The sequence below is a fragment of the Rhodoferax sp. AJA081-3 genome (assembly GCF_017798165.1).
In the GTDB taxonomy this organism is placed as follows: Bacteria; Pseudomonadota; Gammaproteobacteria; order Burkholderiales; family Burkholderiaceae_C; genus Allorhodoferax.
In genome coordinates this window covers 999,493-1,016,017 of record NZ_CP059068.1, presented here as the reverse complement: position 1 = coordinate 1,016,017, position 16,525 = coordinate 999,493, and the positions used below count along the sequence as shown (strand labels likewise).

Below are 16,525 nucleotides of genomic sequence, written 5' to 3'. Positions count from 1 at the left end.
GGACTTTGCTCCGTGTCCCCCGCCCTGCGGGCTCCTCCTTTACCTGCGCAAAGCCCCTGGGCAAACCGCTCTTGGGGGACTGGTATGCCTGAGACCGCACATGCCTTTTTGGTTCGGACGATGACGTTTCACGTCTATCCGCAAGGCCAACAAACTGATTCCCGAATAGGAGACTTTTCATGTTCACAAAAATTCTGATCGCCAACCGCGGCGAAATCGCCTGCCGTGTCATCGCCACCGCCCGCAAGATGGGCATCAAGACCGTGGCCGTGTATTCCGATGCCGACAAGGAGGCACGCCACGTGGAGCTGGCCGATGAGGCCGTCAACATCGGCCCCGCACCCAGCCGCGAGAGTTATCTGCTGGCCGACAAGATCATTGCCGCCTGCAAACAGACTGGTGCCCAGGCTGTGCACCCGGGTTATGGCTTTCTGAGCGAGAACGCAGAGTTCTCCAAGCGGGTGGAAGAAGAGGGAATCATCTTCATCGGCCCCAAGCACTATTCGATTGCTGCGATGGGCGACAAGATCGAGTCCAAGAAGCTGGCGGGCAAGGCGGGGGTCAACTGCATTCCCGGTGTCAACGACGCGATTGAGACAGCCGAGAAGGCCGTGGAGATTGCCAAGGGCATTGGTTACCCCGTCATGATCAAGGCCTCGGCCGGTGGCGGCGGCAAGGGTCTGCGTGTCGCCTTCAACGACAAGGAAGCGTTCGAAGGTTTCACCTCCTGCCGCAACGAGGCACGCAACAGTTTTGGGGATGACCGCGTGTTCATCGAGAAGTTTGTCGAAGAACCCCGCCATATCGAGATCCAGTTGATTGGCGACAGCCATGGCAATGTGCTGTACCTGAACGAGCGCGAATGCTCCATCCAGCGCCGCCACCAGAAGGTGATTGAAGAGGCACCATCTCCCTTCATCAGCGACGCCACGCGCAAGGCCATGGGCGAGCAGGCCGTGGCGCTGGCCAAGGCGGTGAAATACCAGAGCGCGGGCACTGTGGAGTTTGTGGTTGGCAAGGACCAGAGCTTCTACTTCCTGGAGATGAACACGCGTCTGCAGGTGGAGCACCCGGTGACCGAATGCATCACCGGGCTGGACCTGGTGGAGCTGATGATCCGTGTGGCCGCAGGTGAGAAGCTGCCGCTGACCCAGGCTGAGGTCAAACGCAATGGCTGGGCCATTGAGTGCCGTATCAATGCCGAAGACCCGTTCCGCAACTTCCTGCCCTCCACCGGTCGCCTGGTGCGTTTTGCGCCACCCGCACAAACCATGTGGCAAGGCAATACCGATGCGCTGATGGGTGTGCGGGTCGATACCGGTGTGCAGGACGGTGGCGAGATCCCGATGTTTTACGACTCCATGATCGCCAAGCTGATCGTGCACGGCACGGACCGCAATGATGCAATTGCCAAGATGCGCGAGGCCTTGAATGGTTTTGTGATCCGCGGCATCAGCAGCAATATTCCGTTCCAGGCGGCTCTGTTGGCGCACCCCAGGTTTGTGGCGGGTGACTTCAACACCGGCTTTATTGCCGAGAACTATGGCAAGGGTTTTGCGGCTGAAGATGTGCCACACCCCGATCCGTCTTTCCTGGTGGCCCTGGCCGCCTTTGTGCGCCGCAAATCGCGTGAACGCGCGGCGGGCATCAGCGGGCAGTTGCCGGGGTATGGCGTGCAGGTGGGTAAGGACTATGTGGTGGTCACGCTGGCACACGACGGCAAACACAGCTACACGCCGGTGCATGTGGATGAGTTTGTCGGTGAGACCGGCTCGGCCCGCGTGCGGGTGGGTGCCAACAGCTACGAGATTCGCAGTGGTTCGCGCATCAACGACATTGCCATCAACGGCACGGTCAATGGCGTGCCCTTCACCGCCCAGGTGGAGCGGGGTACGCCCAAGAACCCGTTGGCGCTGCGCCTGCAACACAACGGCACGCGTATCGATGCACTGGTGATCTCGCCACGCATGGCCGAGCTTCATGCGCTGATGCCACACAAGGCCGCACCCGACATGAGCCGTTATGTCCTGTCGCCCATGCCGGGTCTGTTGGTGGATGTGGCGGTGGTACCTGGGCAGAAAGTACAGGCAGGTGAACGCGTGGCCGTGATCGAAGCCATGAAGATGGAGAACGTGTTGTTTGCCGCCGCCGACGGTGTGGTGGGCAAGGTGCTGGCGGTGAAAGGTGAGTCGTTGACGGTGGACCAGCCGATTGTGGAGTTCGCATAAACGCGACGGTGGAGTTCGCGTAAACGCGGGGTTGTAAATCGCAAAAATATGCGAAAGTGAAGTTTGTCAAACAAGGTGAGGGTATCGACATGCTGCGTCCTTTTCATGTGCTGGGCATCCAGCAAATCGCCATCGGTGCCACTGACAAGAAGCGCCTTCACAGGCTGTGGGTGGACATGCTGGGGCTGGAGGTCACCGGTACCTACCGCAGTGCGTCAGAAAACGTGGACGAAGACATTTGTGCCATAGGCGCGGGTGCGTTCAAGGTCGAAGTGGACCTGATGCAACCCCTGGACCCCGAGAAAAAGCCCGCCGTGCAAAACACGCCGCTCAACCACGTGGGCTTGTGGATAGATGACCTAGCCACCGCCGTGGACTGGCTCACTGCTCAGGGTGTGCGTTTTGCGCCGGGTGGCATCCGCAAGGGTGCCTCCGGCTTTGATGTGTGTTTTTTGCACCCCAAGAGCAACGATGAATTTCCGATTGCCGGTGAGGGTGTGTTGATCGAGCTGGTGCAGGCACCGCCCGAGGTGGTCAAGGCGTTTTCACAGTTGGCCCATCCTGGACAAAGCCGCTAAAGCTGTCACGCGGGCCCGTCCATGACCGTACTTGATCTGGCAATGGCCCAACAACCCGTGTTGTGGTGGGCCTGGTTGGGCGTTGTGGCGGCGGCGGTGGTTTTTCGGTTGGTGCGGCCTGCAGAATACCGGGCGCTTCGGGTTACCTGGGTGTTGTCGGCACTGGTGCTGGTGGCGCTGTCGGCGGTCAGGGGGTTGCGCGGTTCTCCCATGCTGGCCAATACCGCCTTGGTGCTGGCCATTTTTCTGTGGGGTGTAGCTTGCGCGCATCTGGTGGCGACGGTGTTTTTTCGCGGCCTGCTGCCGCTGTGGGGCTTCAGCGTGCCCCGCATTGCCCATGACCTGAGCTTTACCGGGCTGGCCCTGGTCTGGGGAATTTTCTGCCTGCGGCTGTCGGGGGTCGATCCCACGCCGTTGTTTGCCACTTCGGCCGTCATTACCGCCGTATTGGCCTTTGCCATGCAGGACACTCTGGGCAATGTGTTGGGTGGTGTGACCCTGCAGCTGGATAATTCGCTGCGCGTAGGTGACTGGGTGAAACTGGACGACATCAGCGGCCGTGTCACCGATGTGCATTGGCGGTTTACTGCGGTTGAGACCCGCAACTGCGAGCTGGTCATGGTGCCCAACAGCTGGCTGATGAAAAACCGCTTCACCGTCATGCGGGGCTCCGACGCTGCGCCGCTGGCGTGGCGCCGTGTGGTTCACTTCTGCATCACACCGTCGGCCGATCCGGAGGCCGTCATTCGTGTGCTGGAGCGCTCCGTGCTGGACGCCGAAATTCCCCATGTGTTGACCCAGCCACCCCCCAATGCCATCTTGAGTGATGTGGTGGCCGGGTATCGCCGCTTCAGCCTGCGTTACTGGCTGGGCGATCCGCAGTTTGACGAGCCCGGCGATTCTTCGGTGCGGGTGCATGCACTGGCGGCCCTGGCCCGTGCAGGCATACAGCTGGGCGTGCCGCAAGAAGAGCGCCTGCTGATCAAGGAAAACGACAGTTGGCGGGCCGCGTCGGACCAGCGCGAATTTGACCTGCGCCTGGACGCGATCCGCCGCACCGATCTGTTTGCCAATTTGCCTTCCGCCGAGCAACACATGCTGGCCGAACACCTGGTGCATGCACCGTTTGCCGCGGGGGACATTCTTACCCGCCAGGGCGCTGTCGCCCATTGGCTCTACCTGGTCATACGGGGTGAGGCGAAGGTACTGGTGGATGGGCCGGACGGCCGCATACCCGTGGCCACCTTGCACGATGGCGATATTTTTGGCGAGATGGGCATGCTGACCGGTGAGGCCCGCAGCGCCACCGTGGTGGCAGTTACAGCCGTGGATTGTTACCGTCTGGACAAGGCGGGTTTTGCCAAGGTTTTGGAACAACGCCCCGAGATTGCCAGAGACATGAGCGCCATCGTTGAGGCGCGCAATGCCGAACGCAGCGTGCTGCTGGCCAAGGCAGGCCAGCCGGTGGCAAGCCAGGACGACCTGCTGGGTCGCATGCTTAAATTCTTCTCGCAACGCGCCTGATACAGGGTTTGTACCGGGTTCCTATGTAGGTTCATCGTCAGCTTGAAGGGCTAGCCTTCGGCCCGGTCTGGATGTATTGTTGTGGTACCGGTATAGCGAGGTGTTTGATATGGGTTCTTCCAAGTTGTTGGGGCTTGGGCTTGGCCTGATGCGTCACTTGTCACTGGGGGGCAAGCTGGCACTGGTTGCAGTGTTGTCAGCGTTGCCATTGGTGTTTGTGTTGTGGCAGGTCGTGGTGGGTGATGGTTCCAGGCCGGGGCCGGCCAGCCTGTGGGTGCTGTGTGGCTTGGCTGGCCTGCTGGTCTATTTCCTGGTGGCGTTCTACCTGAGTGTGACGCTGGATTTGGGCGTGGTCGTGAAGGCTGTGGACCGTATGGTGGCCGGTGACTTGCGCCAGTCCTTAACCGCCAGCGGTCGCGATGAATTGGGGCAGCTTGTGGGGGCCGTAGGCCAGTTGGGCCGTACCGTTTCGGCCATGGTGGCCAATGTGCGCAGCAATGCGGCCTTTGTCAACCACGCGGGCAAAAGCCTGGCCCGCGGCAGCAGCGATTTGTCGGACCGCACCGAGCAGCAGGCCGCCAACCTGGAGCAGACAGCCGCCAGCGTGGAAGAACTGTCCTCCACCGTGCAAGAAAACGCCAACACCGCCAGCCGGGCCAACCAGAAAGCGGGCGAAGTGCGTGATGTGGCCGACCAGGGTGCCGCCACCATGGTGCAGGCGGTGGAGTCGGTAGAAGCCATACAGGCCAGTGCCAAACGCATGGATGAAATTGTGGGTGTCATTGACGGCCTGGCCTTCCAAACCAATATCCTGGCCCTGAATGCAGCCGTGGAGGCCGCACGTGCCGGTGAGTCGGGCCGTGGATTTGCCGTGGTGGCGACCGAGGTACGCTCCCTGGCGCAGCGTTCTGCCGAGGCGTCCAAAGAAATTCGCCTGCTGATCAGCACTTCGTCCAGCCAGGTGGCGTCCAGCGTGCAGAAAATCCGCGCGGCAGGCACTACCATCAACCAAGTAGTTGGCGGCATACGCGATGTAGCTGCCAGCATGTCGCAAATCTCCACGTCCAGCGCGGAGCAGAGTTCGGGCCTGAGTGAGATCACTTCGGCTGTGCGCCAACTGGACGAAATCACCCAGCGCAATGCCCAGATGGTGGAGCAGGCCGTGACCCAGGCCGTGGCCATGGAAGGGCGGGCCAGTACGCTGGTGGAATCGGTGGCGCTGTTCAAACTGCAGCAGGGCTCGGCCGAAGAGGCTCTGGCCCTGGTGCAGCGCGCCGTGGCCCACCGCCAGCATGTGTCCAAAGAGACCTTCCTGCGGGACGTGACCGATGCGACCAAGGGTTTTATGGACCGCGACATGTACGTCTTTGTGCTGGACGACACCGGCCGTTACCTTGCCTTTGGGGGCAACCCGGCCAAAGTCGGCACGCGTTTGCAGGACATTCCTGGCATCGACGGCCAGGGGTTGTTGCAATCGATCATTGACCAGGCAGACTACGAGCCGGGCTGGGTGGAGTACAACATTGCCAACCCGACCACGGGCAAGGTGCAGGCCAAGATGTCCTTCGTACAGAAGGTGGACGGGCTCTACGTCGGCTGCGGCGTCTACAAGAACCTGGTGCAGGCCTAGTCTAGGCCCGCGCGTTTGCTGCGGGCGCGAGCCATGGCGGCTTCGATGATGGCGCGTTTGTGGTCCAGCACGGCGGGGTCGGTGATGCGGGAATGCGCCGCCAGGTCGGCCAGCTTGGCCTGTACCTGCGCCTGCTGTTTGTGTGCGTGCGCTTCCTTGGCGCGCGCAGTGCGCTCGGTCTTGGCGGCGTAACGTGTTCGCGCCAGGTCGGCCGCTGGCTGTGACCATGCGGCCCAGCCGGTGGCGTCACCACTGGCATTCTCCAGCTTGATGCAGTCCACCGGGCAGACGGGCAAACACAACTCACAACCGGTGCAATAGGCCTCGATGACGGTGTGCATACGTTTGTTGCTGCCCATGATGGCGTCGGTCGGGCAGGCATCCAGGCACAGCGTGCAGCCTATGCACCAGTTTTCGTCAATAAAAACGACCTGGCGCGGCGCTTCCAGGCCAAAGTCAGGGTTCAAGGGCTTGGCTGGCCGGGCGGTGATCTGCGCCAGACGGACCACGCCTTCCTGTCCGCCGGGTGGGCATTGGTTGATGTCCGCTTCTCCAGACGTGATGGCCTGGGCATAACCCGCGCAATCCGGGTAACCGCAGCGCGTGCACTGGGTTTGCGGCAGCGCATCCAGAATGCGGGCCGCAAGTTGCCCCAGCGGTTGCGCCGGGCTACTCACTTCTTGGCAGTGCTGCGTTTGGTCGCTACCTTTTTAGTAGCGGTACGAGCAGCCTTTGCGGGGGCTGCAGCCGGTTTTGCCACTTTCTTTGCCACGGGGGCTACAACGGCTTTGGGCTCAACCACAGCAGCCGGTTTAGCCGCCCGCCGGTCAGCAACCGCGGGGGTGCTGGGAACATGCTGGGACAGGATGAAGGACTTCACCTGGGGGTACACATGTTCGCGCCAACGCCGGCCCGAGAAGATGCCGTAGTGGCCGGCTCCCTTGGCTTCAAAGTGCTTTTGCATGCTGCGCGGCACACCGGTACAGATGTCATGCACGGCCTGGGTCTGGCCGGAGCCGGAGATGTCGTCCAGCTCACCTTCCACCGAAAACAGTGCCGTGGTCTTGATGGCTTCGGGGCGAACCCGTTCAACCTTGCCATTCACACCCTTGACGTCCCAGGTGCCGTTGACCAGGCTGAAGTCCTGGAACACGACCTTGATGGTGTCCAGGTAGTAATTGGCGTCCATGTCCAGCACAGCGTTGTACTCGTCGTAGAACTTGCGGTGGGCTTCGGTGCTGGCGTCGTCACCCTTGATCAGGTCCTTGAAGTAGTCGTAATGGCTGTTGGCGTGGTTGCTGGGGTTCATGGCCACAAAGCCGGTGTACTGCAAGAAGCCGGGGTAGACGCGGCGGCCCGCGCCGGGGAAGTTGGAGGGCACGCGGAAGATCACGTTGTTCTCGAACCAGCTGTAACTCTTGTTCATGGCCAGGTTGTTGACGGCCGTGGGCGATTTGCGCGCGTCGATAGGGCCACCCATCATGGTCATGGTCAGCGGCGTGGGTTCGCCACGCGCGGCCATCAGCGACACGGCGGCCAACACCGGCACGGTGGGCTGGCACACGCTCATGACGTGGCAGTTGCCATATTTGGCCTGCACGTGGCGGATGAACTCCTGCACGTAGTTCACATAGTCGTCCAGGTTGAAGCCACCCTCGGACAGGGGCACCAGGCGCGCGTTTTTCCAGTCGGTGATGTAGACCTTGTGGTCCTTCAGCATGGTCTTGACGGTGTCGCGTAATAGCGTGGCGTAGTGGCCCGACAAGGGCGCCACGATCAGCACTGCGGGCTGGCCCTTGATCTTTTCCAGTGTGTCAGTGTCGTCGGTGAAGCGTTTGAAGCGGCGCAGTTCACAAAAGGGCTTGGCAACCTCCACGCGTTCGTGGATGGCCACCTCCACGCCGTCCACATCAATGGTGCGCAGGCCGAATTCGGGTTTTTCGTAGTCCTTGCCCAGGCGGTGCATCAGGTCGTAACCCGCAGAGATGCGTTGCGCAAACGGGTTTTGGCCGGCCAGCGTCAGGGGGTTGGCAAACACTTTGGCGGCGGTCTGGGCCAGGTCAGAAAAGGGCTCCATCAAGGACCGCTGGGTTTCGTAGAACTGGTACAGCATGGGAGACTCGCTTTCGGAAGAACGTTTCAACAATAGAAATGTTGCAGTGCAATATACCAGCTTTACACGTGTGCGGGGTTGGCGTTTGGCCCTAGGAAACCCCGTAGATTCCCGGTGTTTGTCAGCTTGGTGACAGGGACTGTAGGGTGGGGTTGCAGTACACCGCCCAAACAAGTGCTCCGCCACGAACCAGTAGGCCGCTACTGTATTGGTAGCGGCCTACGTAGTATTGACGGGGGCTGGAGCCCAATTTGGCTTAAACGACCTTGGCAATCGACGCGCATACGTAGTCGATGTTCTTGCTGTTCAGCGCGGCCACACACATACGGCCGGTGTCAGTGCCGTAGACGCCGAATTCGCTGCGCAGGCGCACCATCTGGTCCTTGGTCAGGCCCGAGTAGCTGAACATGCCGATCTGGGTGGTGATGAAAGACATGTCTTGCTTGACACCCGCAGCCTTCAGGCCATCGACCAGCTTCTGGCGCATGGCCTTGATACGCACGCGCATTTCGCCCAGCTCTTTTTCCCACAGGGCACGCAGCTCGGGGTTGTTCAGCACGGCTGCCACCACAGCGCCACCGTGTGTGGGTGGGTTGGAGTAGTTGGTGCGGATGACGATCTTGAGTTGGCTCAGCACGCGGCCGGCTTCTTCCTTGTCCTTGCACAGCACGGACAGGCCGCCCACGCGCTCGCCGTAGAGGCTGAAGCTCTTGGAGAAGGAGGTGGACACAAAGAAGTTCAGGCCGGCGGCGACAAACTTCTGGATCACGGCGCCGTCTTCGGCAATGCCGTAACCAAAGCCTTGGTAGGCCATGTCCAGGAAGGGGGTCAGTTCCTTGGCCTTCACCACGGCAATCACTTTGTCCCAGTCAGCGGGAGTGATGTCGTAGCCGGTGGGGTTGTGGCAGCAGGCGTGAAGCACCACGATGGTGCCGGGCGCGGCCGCGTTCAGGCTGGCCAGGAAACCTTCGACATTGACACCGCGCTTGGCGGCGTCGTAGTAGGCGTAGGTGTCGACCTCGAAACCAGCGCTGTTGAACAGCGCGCGGTGGTTTTCCCAGCTGGGGTCGGAGATCAGTACCTTGGCGTTGGGGTTGAGCTTCTTCAGGAAGTCGGCACCAATCTTCAGGCCGCCGGTGCCGCCAATGGCTTGCACGGTGGCCACGCGGCCCGAGGTGAGGGGTTCGCTGTCGGCACCAAACACCAGGCTCTTGACCGCGTTGTCATAGGCCACGATGCCGTCGATAGGCAGATAGCCGCGGGCGGTGGGCTTGTCCATCATGGTTTTTTCAGCGGCCTGCACACACTGCAGCAGGGGCAGCTTGCCGTTGTCGTCAAAGTACACGCCCACGCCCAGGTTGACTTTGGCAGGGTTGGTGTCGGCGTTGAATTGCTCGTTCAGACCCAGGATAGGGTCGCGGGGGGCCATTTCGACGGAGGAGAAGAGAGACATAGCGGGTCCTGTGGGAAAGATTCGGGAGGGGTGCGAAGCAGCAGCACGGGGCTGGTGTCGGCCCTCATTCTACCGGGGTGGGTTTACCCCGAGGTGGGGATGTGATGCGGATACTGCATGGATTCTGCAGCCCGCCACATCACCGGATTCTTCAGCCCTGCAGAGCCTGCTGCAGTTCGGGCGGTATGCGCGCGGGCTTGGAGGTCTGGCCGTGTATCCAGCCAACGCGCACGGAGCCCGTGCACAGCACCACCGGCGCGGCATCCGCAGATACCAGCCGCGCCTCTTGCTGGATGGTGAAGGACGACCGCCCCAGCTCGCTCAAGTGCGAGGTGACCAGCAACTGGTCGTCCAGCCTAGCCGAGCGCAGGTATTTGATTTGCACGTCGCTCACCACAAAGATGCAGCCCAGGTCTTGCTGCAGTTGGCGCTGCTCCACACCTTTGGCGCGCAGCCATTCGGTGCGGGCGCGCTCGAAGAATTTCAGGTAGTTGGCGTAGAAGACGATGCCGCCTGCATCGGTGTCCTCCCAATAGATTCGGACGGGCCAGGTGAAGACGTTGTCGGGTGGGGGGAGGGGGGTGGGGCGCATGGGCAATATTGTTGCAGACGGGGGCGCATGAGGCATCGCTCCGTGCCACCCTGGGGCGATGGTCGCTGGCGCGACTCCCCTGCACTGCTCGTGCCGGGCGGGGTCTGGCTAAACTCGGCTACGCCTCAAACAACGCCAGCCCTGATCCGCCCGCCGCTGCGCTGCTCGGCACCGCCCAAGGGTGGCACGGAGCGATGCCTCATGCTTTCGGGTGATCGCTACCAGAAACTATTCAAAACGTTGGGGTTAGAGCGCAGTTGCTCAGATAGCCAGCTTTGACTCGTGTATGTGGACCCAACTGAGGCGGCCTGGATGAACTGCTTCAAGGGCAAAAGTTGCACTGCATAGCCTAGCTTCCGATTCGATTGGTTCCACATGCCACTCTTCATAGACCGCGACAGCTGTGCCGGGCAGGTGGCTGCTGACCTTCATGTTCTTGATCTGGATCGAAAGGTTTGGAAACTGACCATGCAACTGATATGTGGATTTCAGCAACTCGGTAGACGAATGGCATTCGTTGTGAGGATCAATGAGTGTGAAGCCATGGGGCCAAGAGGTTGAGAGCCTGGCAAATGCCTCTTCTGACTTTGGGATGGAGCCATTGAACCATTGCTGGATGAACTGATGAAGGTTTTCAACTTCGGCAGCGACGAGCGCTGTGTCCACGAGTGCGTTCATCGAATTGCAGACCGTAAAACTATGCGTGATTCTCTGACGGAATCCTGCATGAAAATGGCACCTAGCCCACGTCGAATATACAAAGTCTGCTCCCATAAAAATAGCACACAACCCCACACTAAATAAGTCGGGGTGTTGACTCTCATCCACTGCAATCAATCCCCAAGCCGGGCCAGCGGTGCGGGCTGGGCGATCCCTTGTGCGTGGCTGAGGCGCGCAGGGCCGGGCGGATCAGGGCTGGCGTTGTTTGAGCCCGCAGGGCGAGTTTAGCCAGACCCCGCCCGACGCGAGCACCGCAAGGCAGCCCGCAGGGCCCACGCAGCAGGGTCGCTCGGCCCACACCGCTGGCCCGGCGTGCGCGCCCCCACAAACGCAAACGCACCGCATGGACTACAGTTCCATCTTTGCCCATTTGCCGAACCAATCCATGACCGCCCCGACCCCCATCGCCGACCCAAATGCCGCGCCCGCGCCCACCGGTCAGTTCATCCGCTACCCCGGTTCACCGTTTGAGCTGTACCAGCCCTACCCACCGGCTGGTGACCAGCCAGAGGCGATTGACAAACTGGTTGAGGGCGTGATCGACGGCGAGGTGTTCCAGACCCTGCTGGGCGTGACCGGTTCCGGCAAGACCTACACCATGGCCAATGTGATCGCCCGCCTGGGCCGCCCGGCCATCGTGTTCGCGCACAACAAGACATTGGCCGCGCAGCTGTACAGCGAGTTCCGCGAGTTCTTCCCGAACAACGCGGTCGAGTATTTCGTCAGCTACTACGACTACTACCAGCCCGAGGCGTACGTGCCGCAGCGCGATCTGTTCATTGAGAAAGACAGCGCCATCAACGAGCACATCGAGCAGATGCGCCTATCGTGCACCAAATCCATCCTGGAGCGGCGCGATGTCGTCATCGTGGCCACCGTGTCCGCCATCTACGGTATCGGCCAGCCCGAGGCGTACCACAAGATGATCATGACCTTGCGCACCGGCGACAAGCTCAACCAGCGCGATGCCATCGCCCAACTGGTGCGTATGCAATACCAGCGCAATGACATGGACTTCAGCCGCGGCACCTTCCGCGTGCGGGGCGACACCATCGACATCTTTCCGGCCGAACATTCCGAGATGGCGCTGCGCCTGGAGATGTTTGACGATGAGATCGAATCCCTACAACTGTTCGACCCCTTGACCGGTCGCATCCGCCAGAAGATTCCGCGATTCACGGTGTACCCCGGCAGCCACTACGTCACCCCACGTGACCAGGTGCTGATGGCCGTGGAAACTATCAAGGTGGAGCTGGCGGACCGGCTTAAGGAGTTTGTGTCCGCAGGCAAGCTGGTCGAAGCCCAGCGCCTGGAGCAGCGCACGCGTTTTGACTTGGAAATGCTCAGCGAAGTCGGCCACTGCAAGGGCATTGAAAACTACAGCCGTCACCTTGCGGGCAGCGCACCTGGCGACCCGCCTTCCACGCTGACGGACTACATGCCCAAGGACGCGGTCATGTTCATTGACGAAAGCCACGTCACCATCGGCCAGTTTGGCGCCATGTACCTGGGCGACCGTTCGCGCAAGACCACGCTGGTGGAATACGGATTCCGCCTTCCCAGCGCGCTGGACAACCGGCCGCTGAAGTTTGCGGAGTTTGAAACACGGATGCGGCAGGCCATTTTTGTATCCGCCACACCCTCCAACTACGAGAAAGAACATGCCGGCCAGGTGGTGGAGCAGGTGGTGCGCCCCACAGGTCTGGTGGACCCCGAAGTGGAAGTGCGGCCCGCCACCCACCAGGTGGACGACGTCTTGCAGGAAATTCGAATCCGTGTGGAGAAGAACGAGCGCGTGTTGATCACCACGCTGACCAAACGCATGGCCGAGCAACTGACCGACTATCTGACCGACAACGGCGTGAAAGTGCGCTATCTGCACAGCGATGTGGACACGGTAGAGCGGGTAGAAATCTTGCGGGATCTGCGCCTGGGTGCCTTTGATGTGCTGGTGGGCATCAACCTGCTGCGCGAAGGCCTGGACATTCCCGAGGTGTCGCTGGTGGCGATTTTGGACGCCGACAAGGAGGGCTTTTTGCGCTCCGAGCGCTCATTGATACAGACCATAGGCCGGGCCGCCCGCAACCTGAATGGCCGCGCCATTCTGTATGCCGACCGCATCACCGATTCCATGGAACGGGCAATTGGCGAGACCGAACGGCGCCGCAAAAAGCAGATTGCCCACAACCTGGAGCGGAATATTACCCCCAAAGCCATCGTTAAAAAAGTGCGCGACCTGATCGACGGCGTCTACAGCGAAAAGGCTGGCAAGGAAGCCGAGCGCCTGGAGCGCGACGCCATGCAGCGGGCCCAAGCGGAAGACATGAGCGAGAAGGATATCTCCCGTGAAATCAAGCGCTTAGAGAAGTTGATGATGGAGCACGCCCGCAATTTGGAGTTCGAAAAGGCGGCCAAAGTGCGGGACCAGTTGCACATTTTGAAGGAGCAGGCCTTTGGCGCGCCGGGCAGCGACAACATCGTTGTCCTGTCCGCGGCGGGCAAATAAACGGGTTTGTGACTGATCAGTCTAAATACCTGAGGAAAACCCTAGGTTTTTTGGTATACTTGAGTGGAATAGTCAACCAAGTAGGACTGAAGGAGTTTTCCATGCGTCTCACTACCAAAGGCCGGTTTGCGGTCACCGCCATGATTGATCTGGGCTTGCGACAAAGCAGCGGGCCCGTGACCTTGGCCGCTATCAGCCAGCGCCAGCAGATTTCGCTGTCGTACCTGGAGCAGTTGTTTGGCAAGCTGCGCCGCCATGAACTGGTGGAATCCACCCGTGGCCCCGGCGGCGGTTACACCCTTGCGCGCAAAGCGTCGGACATCACCGTGGCAGACATTATCGTCTCGGTGGATGAGCCCATCGACGCCACCCACTGCGGCGGCAAGGAAAACTGCCTGGGTGAGGGTGAGCGCTGCATGACCCATGACCTGTGGGCCGCATTGAATGTGCGCATGGTGGAGTTTTTGGACTCGGTCACCTTGCAAAAACTGGTGGATGACCAACTGTCCAAAGGTCTGCTGGTGGAAGACAAGCCCAGTGTCAAGCGTGCCATCTCGGCCATGCCCATCACCAAGCCCATACGCATCAACGCGCCCAATTCCGTGTTTGCCTTGGGCAATGCATTCTCCAAAAACTGATTCCCCTAGTTTTAATAGTTAACTGCCATGGATTCCACACCCCATTTCCCCATCTACATGGACTACAGCGCCACCACGCCGTGCGACGAGCGCGTGGTCGATGCCATGGTGCCCTGGTTGCGCAACCATTTCGGCAATCCCGCGTCGCGCAGCCACGCCTGGGGCTGGGAGGCTGAAGCGGCGGTCGAAAACGCCCGCGGTCAGGTTGCCGCCCTGATTGGCGCTGACCCGCGCGAGATTGTCTGGACATCCGGCGCGACCGAATCCATCAACCTGGCCTTGAAGGGTGCCGCGCACTTCTACAAGTCCAAGGGCAAACACATCATCACCGTCAAGACCGAGCACAAGGCCGTGCTGGACACCTGCCGTGAGCTGGAGCGCCAGGGCTTTGAGGTGACCTATCTGGATGTGCAGGCCGATGGCCTGATCGATATGGACGTGTTCAAGGCTGCCATTCGTCCGGACACGATCCTGGTCAGTGTCATGTTTGTGAACAATGAGATTGGTGTCATCCAAGACATCGCTGGTATTGGCGCGGTCTGCCGTGAAAAAGGCATCGTTTTCCACGTGGATGCAGCGCAAGCCACTGGCCGGGTCGAATTTGATTTGTCCCAGCTCCCCGTCGATCTGATGAGTCTGACCTCGCACAAGACCTACGGCCCCAAGGGCGTGGGTGCATTGTTTGTGCGCCGCAAGCCCCGCATCCGCCTGGAAGCGCAAATGCACGGTGGCGGCCACGAGCGCGGCATGCGCAGCGGCACCCTGCCCACACACCAGATTGTGGGCATGGGAGAGGCCTACCGGATTGCAAAAGAAGAGATGGCTTCCGACAACATCCGCATCCGCGCCCTGCATGAACGCATGCTGGCCGGCCTGAAGGATGTGGAGCAGGTCTTCATCAACGGCCACGAAACGAAGCGCGTGCCGCACAACCTGAACATGAGCTTCAACTACGTCGAAGGCGAGTCGCTGATCATGGGTATCAAGGGCTTGGCTGTCAGCAGCGGCTCCGCCTGTACATCGGCCTCACTGGAACCCAGCTACGTGCTGCGCGCACTGGGCCGTAGTGACGAACTGGCCCACAGCAGCCTGCGCATGACGATTGGCCGCTGGACCACCGAGGCCGAGATCGACTACGCCGTGGACACCATCAAGAAAAATGTAGCCAAGCTGCGTGACTTGAGCCCCCTGTGGGACATGTTCAAAGAAGGCATTGATATTTCCACGATCCAGTGGGCTGCGCATTAAGGAGAATTGAAAATGGCATATTCAGAAAAAGTTGTTGACCACTATGAAAACCCCCGCAATGTCGGCAGCTTTGAAAAAGGCGACGACAGCGTAGGCACGGGTATGGTGGGCGCGCCCGCCTGTGGCGACGTGATGAAGCTGCAGATCAAGGTCAACCCACAAACCGGCGTGATCGAAGACGCACGCTTCAAGACCTATGGCTGCGGCTCGGCCATTGCGTCCAGCTCTCTGGTGACCGAGTGGGTCAAGGGCAAGACGCTGGACGAAGCGGCTGCGCTGAAGAACAGCCAGATCGCCGAAGAACTGGCACTGCCGCCAGTCAAGATCCACTGCTCCATCCTGGCCGAAGACGCCATTAAGGCGGCCGTGGATGACTATAAGAAAAAACACCTGAACTGAAATGGCAGTTACTCTGACAGAGGCCGCTGCACGGCACGTCACCCGCTACCTGACCAAGCGCGGAAAGGGCGTGGGCGTGCGCCTGGGCGTCAAAACCACGGGCTGCTCCGGCCTGGCCTACCAGCTGGAGTACGTGGATGAACTGGCACCCGAGGACCTGGTGTTTGAAGGCCACGGCGTCAAGGTGCTGGTGGACCCGAAGAGCCTGGCCTATCTCGACGGTACCGAGCTGGATTTTGTGCGTGAGGGTTTGAACGAAGGCTTTCGCTTCAACAACCCGCGGGAACGCGACAAGTGCGGCTGCGGTGAGTCCTTCCGCGTGTGAACCTGCAATCGAATGATTTTGAACTGTTCGGCGTAAAGCAGCAGTTCGCCCAGGACCGTGCCGCGCTGGACGCCCGCTGGAAAGAGCTGCAGCGCGAGGCCCACCCCGACAAGTTTGCCGCCCAGGGCGACGCCGCACAGCGTGTGGCCATGCAGTGGTCCGTGCGCATCAACGAGGCCTACCAGCGCCTCAAAGACCCGCTCAAACGCGCCGCCTACCTGTGCGAACTGGCCGGTGCCCCCATCAACGCCCACAGCAACACGGCTATGCCGGCCGCCTTTCTGATGCAGCAGATGCAGTGGCGCGAAGAGCTGGATGAAGCCCATGATGACAATACGCTGAATGCTTTGCGCGAAAATGTAGAGGCTGCGCAGCGAGCCCTGATTCAAGAATGTGCGCAGCGTTTGGACGTACAACACGATTACCCAGCTGCCGTGCAGTCGGTACGTGCGCTGATGTTCATCGAAAAGTTTGCGCACGATCTCGATCTGGCGTTTGACAAGTTGGAAACCTGAATTCAAAACCCGGCGGAACCGGTTACGGCCCTGTGTGGTGCGTAGCGCGACCGCCA

The 16,525-nt window shown here is 60.5% G+C and carries 15 protein-coding genes; 10 read left to right on the top strand and 5 right to left on the bottom strand.

Features of this window, described 5'->3' with window-relative positions; translation table 11 throughout:
• The first annotated feature begins 179 nt into the window (after window positions 1-179).
• The 4 genes from HZ993_RS04735 to HZ993_RS04720 all read left to right on the top strand — a co-directional run bounded on the left by HZ993_RS04735 (window position 180) and on the right by HZ993_RS04720 (window position 5,960).
• Window positions 180-2,228, top strand: a complete 2,049-nt coding sequence (locus tag HZ993_RS04735) for an acetyl/propionyl/methylcrotonyl-CoA carboxylase subunit alpha (RefSeq protein WP_209396117.1) — start codon at window positions 180-182, stop codon at window positions 2,226-2,228.
• An 89-nt stretch (window positions 2,229-2,317) separates the two neighbouring features.
• Complete coding sequence (locus HZ993_RS04730; RefSeq protein WP_209396116.1) at window positions 2,318-2,806, top strand: VOC family protein; 489 nt, start codon at window positions 2,318-2,320, stop codon at window positions 2,804-2,806.
• Window positions 2,807-2,827: 21 nt separating this feature from the next.
• On the top strand, window positions 2,828-4,330 hold the full coding sequence (locus HZ993_RS04725; protein ID WP_209396115.1) for a mechanosensitive ion channel family protein: 1,503 nt from the start codon (window positions 2,828-2,830) through the stop codon (window positions 4,328-4,330).
• A 109-nt stretch (window positions 4,331-4,439) separates the two neighbouring features.
• Window positions 4,440-5,960 (top strand): methyl-accepting chemotaxis protein, encoded by a 1,521-nt coding sequence (locus HZ993_RS04720; RefSeq protein WP_209396114.1) that lies wholly within the window; start codon window positions 4,440-4,442, stop codon window positions 5,958-5,960.
• Here the strand turns inward: HZ993_RS04720 and rsxB are convergent.
• From rsxB to HZ993_RS04695, 5 genes are all read right to left on the bottom strand, one after another.
• Window positions 5,957-6,637, bottom strand: a complete 681-nt coding sequence (gene rsxB / locus HZ993_RS04715; RefSeq protein ID WP_245213817.1) for an electron transport complex subunit RsxB — start codon at window positions 6,635-6,637, stop codon at window positions 5,957-5,959. The two genes, HZ993_RS04720 and rsxB, sit on opposite strands and share 4 nt — an antisense overlap.
• A complete protein-coding gene (locus HZ993_RS04710; protein ID WP_209398266.1) occupies window positions 6,634-8,073 on the bottom strand; it encodes a polyhydroxyalkanoate depolymerase in 1,440 nt (479 codons plus the stop codon). Before HZ993_RS04710 ends, rsxB begins: the two co-directional genes overlap by 4 nt.
• Window positions 8,074-8,329: 256 nt before the next feature.
• Window positions 8,330-9,526, bottom strand: a complete 1,197-nt coding sequence (locus tag HZ993_RS04705; RefSeq protein WP_209396113.1) for an amino acid aminotransferase — start codon at window positions 9,524-9,526, stop codon at window positions 8,330-8,332.
• 151 nt (window positions 9,527-9,677) lie between these two features.
• The gene (gene ybgC / locus HZ993_RS04700) at window positions 9,678-10,118 is read right to left on the bottom strand and encodes a tol-pal system-associated acyl-CoA thioesterase (RefSeq protein WP_209396112.1); all 441 of its coding nucleotides are present in this window, start codon (window positions 10,116-10,118) and stop codon (window positions 9,678-9,680) included.
• Window positions 10,119-10,379: 261 nt separating this feature from the next.
• Complete coding sequence (locus HZ993_RS04695) at window positions 10,380-10,796, bottom strand: hypothetical protein (RefSeq protein ID WP_209396111.1); 417 nt, start codon at window positions 10,794-10,796, stop codon at window positions 10,380-10,382.
• A gap of 427 nt (window positions 10,797-11,223) precedes the next feature.
• Between HZ993_RS04695 and uvrB the strand changes: the two genes are divergently transcribed.
• From uvrB to hscB, 6 genes are all read left to right on the top strand, one after another.
• A complete protein-coding gene (uvrB, locus tag HZ993_RS04690) occupies window positions 11,224-13,344 on the top strand; it encodes an excinuclease ABC subunit UvrB (protein WP_209396110.1) in 2,121 nt (706 codons plus the stop codon).
• Between the two features lie 101 nt (window positions 13,345-13,445).
• A complete protein-coding gene (locus HZ993_RS04685; RefSeq protein WP_209396109.1) occupies window positions 13,446-13,982 on the top strand; it encodes a Fe-S cluster assembly transcription factor in 537 nt (178 codons plus the stop codon).
• 27 nt (window positions 13,983-14,009) lie between these two features.
• A complete protein-coding gene (locus HZ993_RS04680; protein WP_209396108.1) occupies window positions 14,010-15,230 on the top strand; it encodes an IscS subfamily cysteine desulfurase in 1,221 nt (406 codons plus the stop codon).
• A 12-nt stretch (window positions 15,231-15,242) separates the two neighbouring features.
• Complete coding sequence (iscU, locus tag HZ993_RS04675; protein ID WP_209396107.1) at window positions 15,243-15,629, top strand: Fe-S cluster assembly scaffold IscU; 387 nt, start codon at window positions 15,243-15,245, stop codon at window positions 15,627-15,629.
• A gap of 1 nt (window position 15,630) precedes the next feature.
• Window positions 15,631-15,954: an iron-sulfur cluster assembly protein IscA gene (gene iscA, locus HZ993_RS04670; protein ID WP_209396106.1), complete on the top strand. Its 324-nt coding sequence runs from the start codon at window positions 15,631-15,633 to the stop codon at window positions 15,952-15,954.
• Window positions 15,951-16,469, top strand: coding sequence for a Fe-S protein assembly co-chaperone HscB (gene hscB, locus HZ993_RS04665; protein ID WP_209396105.1), 519 nt, complete (start codon window positions 15,951-15,953; stop codon window positions 16,467-16,469). Before iscA ends, hscB begins: the two co-directional genes overlap by 4 nt.
• Window positions 16,470-16,525 lie beyond the last annotated feature (56 nt).

Coding starts and splice junctions, on each gene's coding strand:
- HZ993_RS04735 (WP_209396117.1), top strand. CDS start 180: ATGTTCACAAAAATTCTGATCGCCAACCGCGGCGAAATCGCCTGCCGT.
- HZ993_RS04730 (WP_209396116.1), top strand. CDS start 2,318: ATGCTGCGTCCTTTTCATGTGCTGGGCATCCAGCAAATCGCCATCGGT.
- HZ993_RS04725 (WP_209396115.1), top strand. CDS start 2,828: ATGACCGTACTTGATCTGGCAATGGCCCAACAACCCGTGTTGTGGTGG.
- HZ993_RS04720 (WP_209396114.1), top strand. CDS start 4,440: ATGGGTTCTTCCAAGTTGTTGGGGCTTGGGCTTGGCCTGATGCGTCAC.
- HZ993_RS04710 (WP_209398266.1), bottom strand. CDS start 8,073: ATGCTGTACCAGTTCTACGAAACCCAGCGGTCCTTGATGGAGCCCTTT.
- HZ993_RS04705 (WP_209396113.1), bottom strand. CDS start 9,526: ATGTCTCTCTTCTCCTCCGTCGAAATGGCCCCCCGCGACCCTATCCTG.
- ybgC (WP_209396112.1), bottom strand. CDS start 10,118: ATGCGCCCCACCCCCCTCCCCCCACCCGACAACGTCTTCACCTGGCCC.
- HZ993_RS04695 (WP_209396111.1), bottom strand. CDS start 10,796: ATGAACGCACTCGTGGACACAGCGCTCGTCGCTGCCGAAGTTGAAAAC.
- uvrB (WP_209396110.1), top strand. CDS start 11,224: ATGACCGCCCCGACCCCCATCGCCGACCCAAATGCCGCGCCCGCGCCC.
- HZ993_RS04685 (WP_209396109.1), top strand. CDS start 13,446: ATGCGTCTCACTACCAAAGGCCGGTTTGCGGTCACCGCCATGATTGAT.
- HZ993_RS04680 (WP_209396108.1), top strand. CDS start 14,010: ATGGATTCCACACCCCATTTCCCCATCTACATGGACTACAGCGCCACC.
- iscU (WP_209396107.1), top strand. CDS start 15,243: ATGGCATATTCAGAAAAAGTTGTTGACCACTATGAAAACCCCCGCAAT.
- iscA (WP_209396106.1), top strand. CDS start 15,631: ATGGCAGTTACTCTGACAGAGGCCGCTGCACGGCACGTCACCCGCTAC.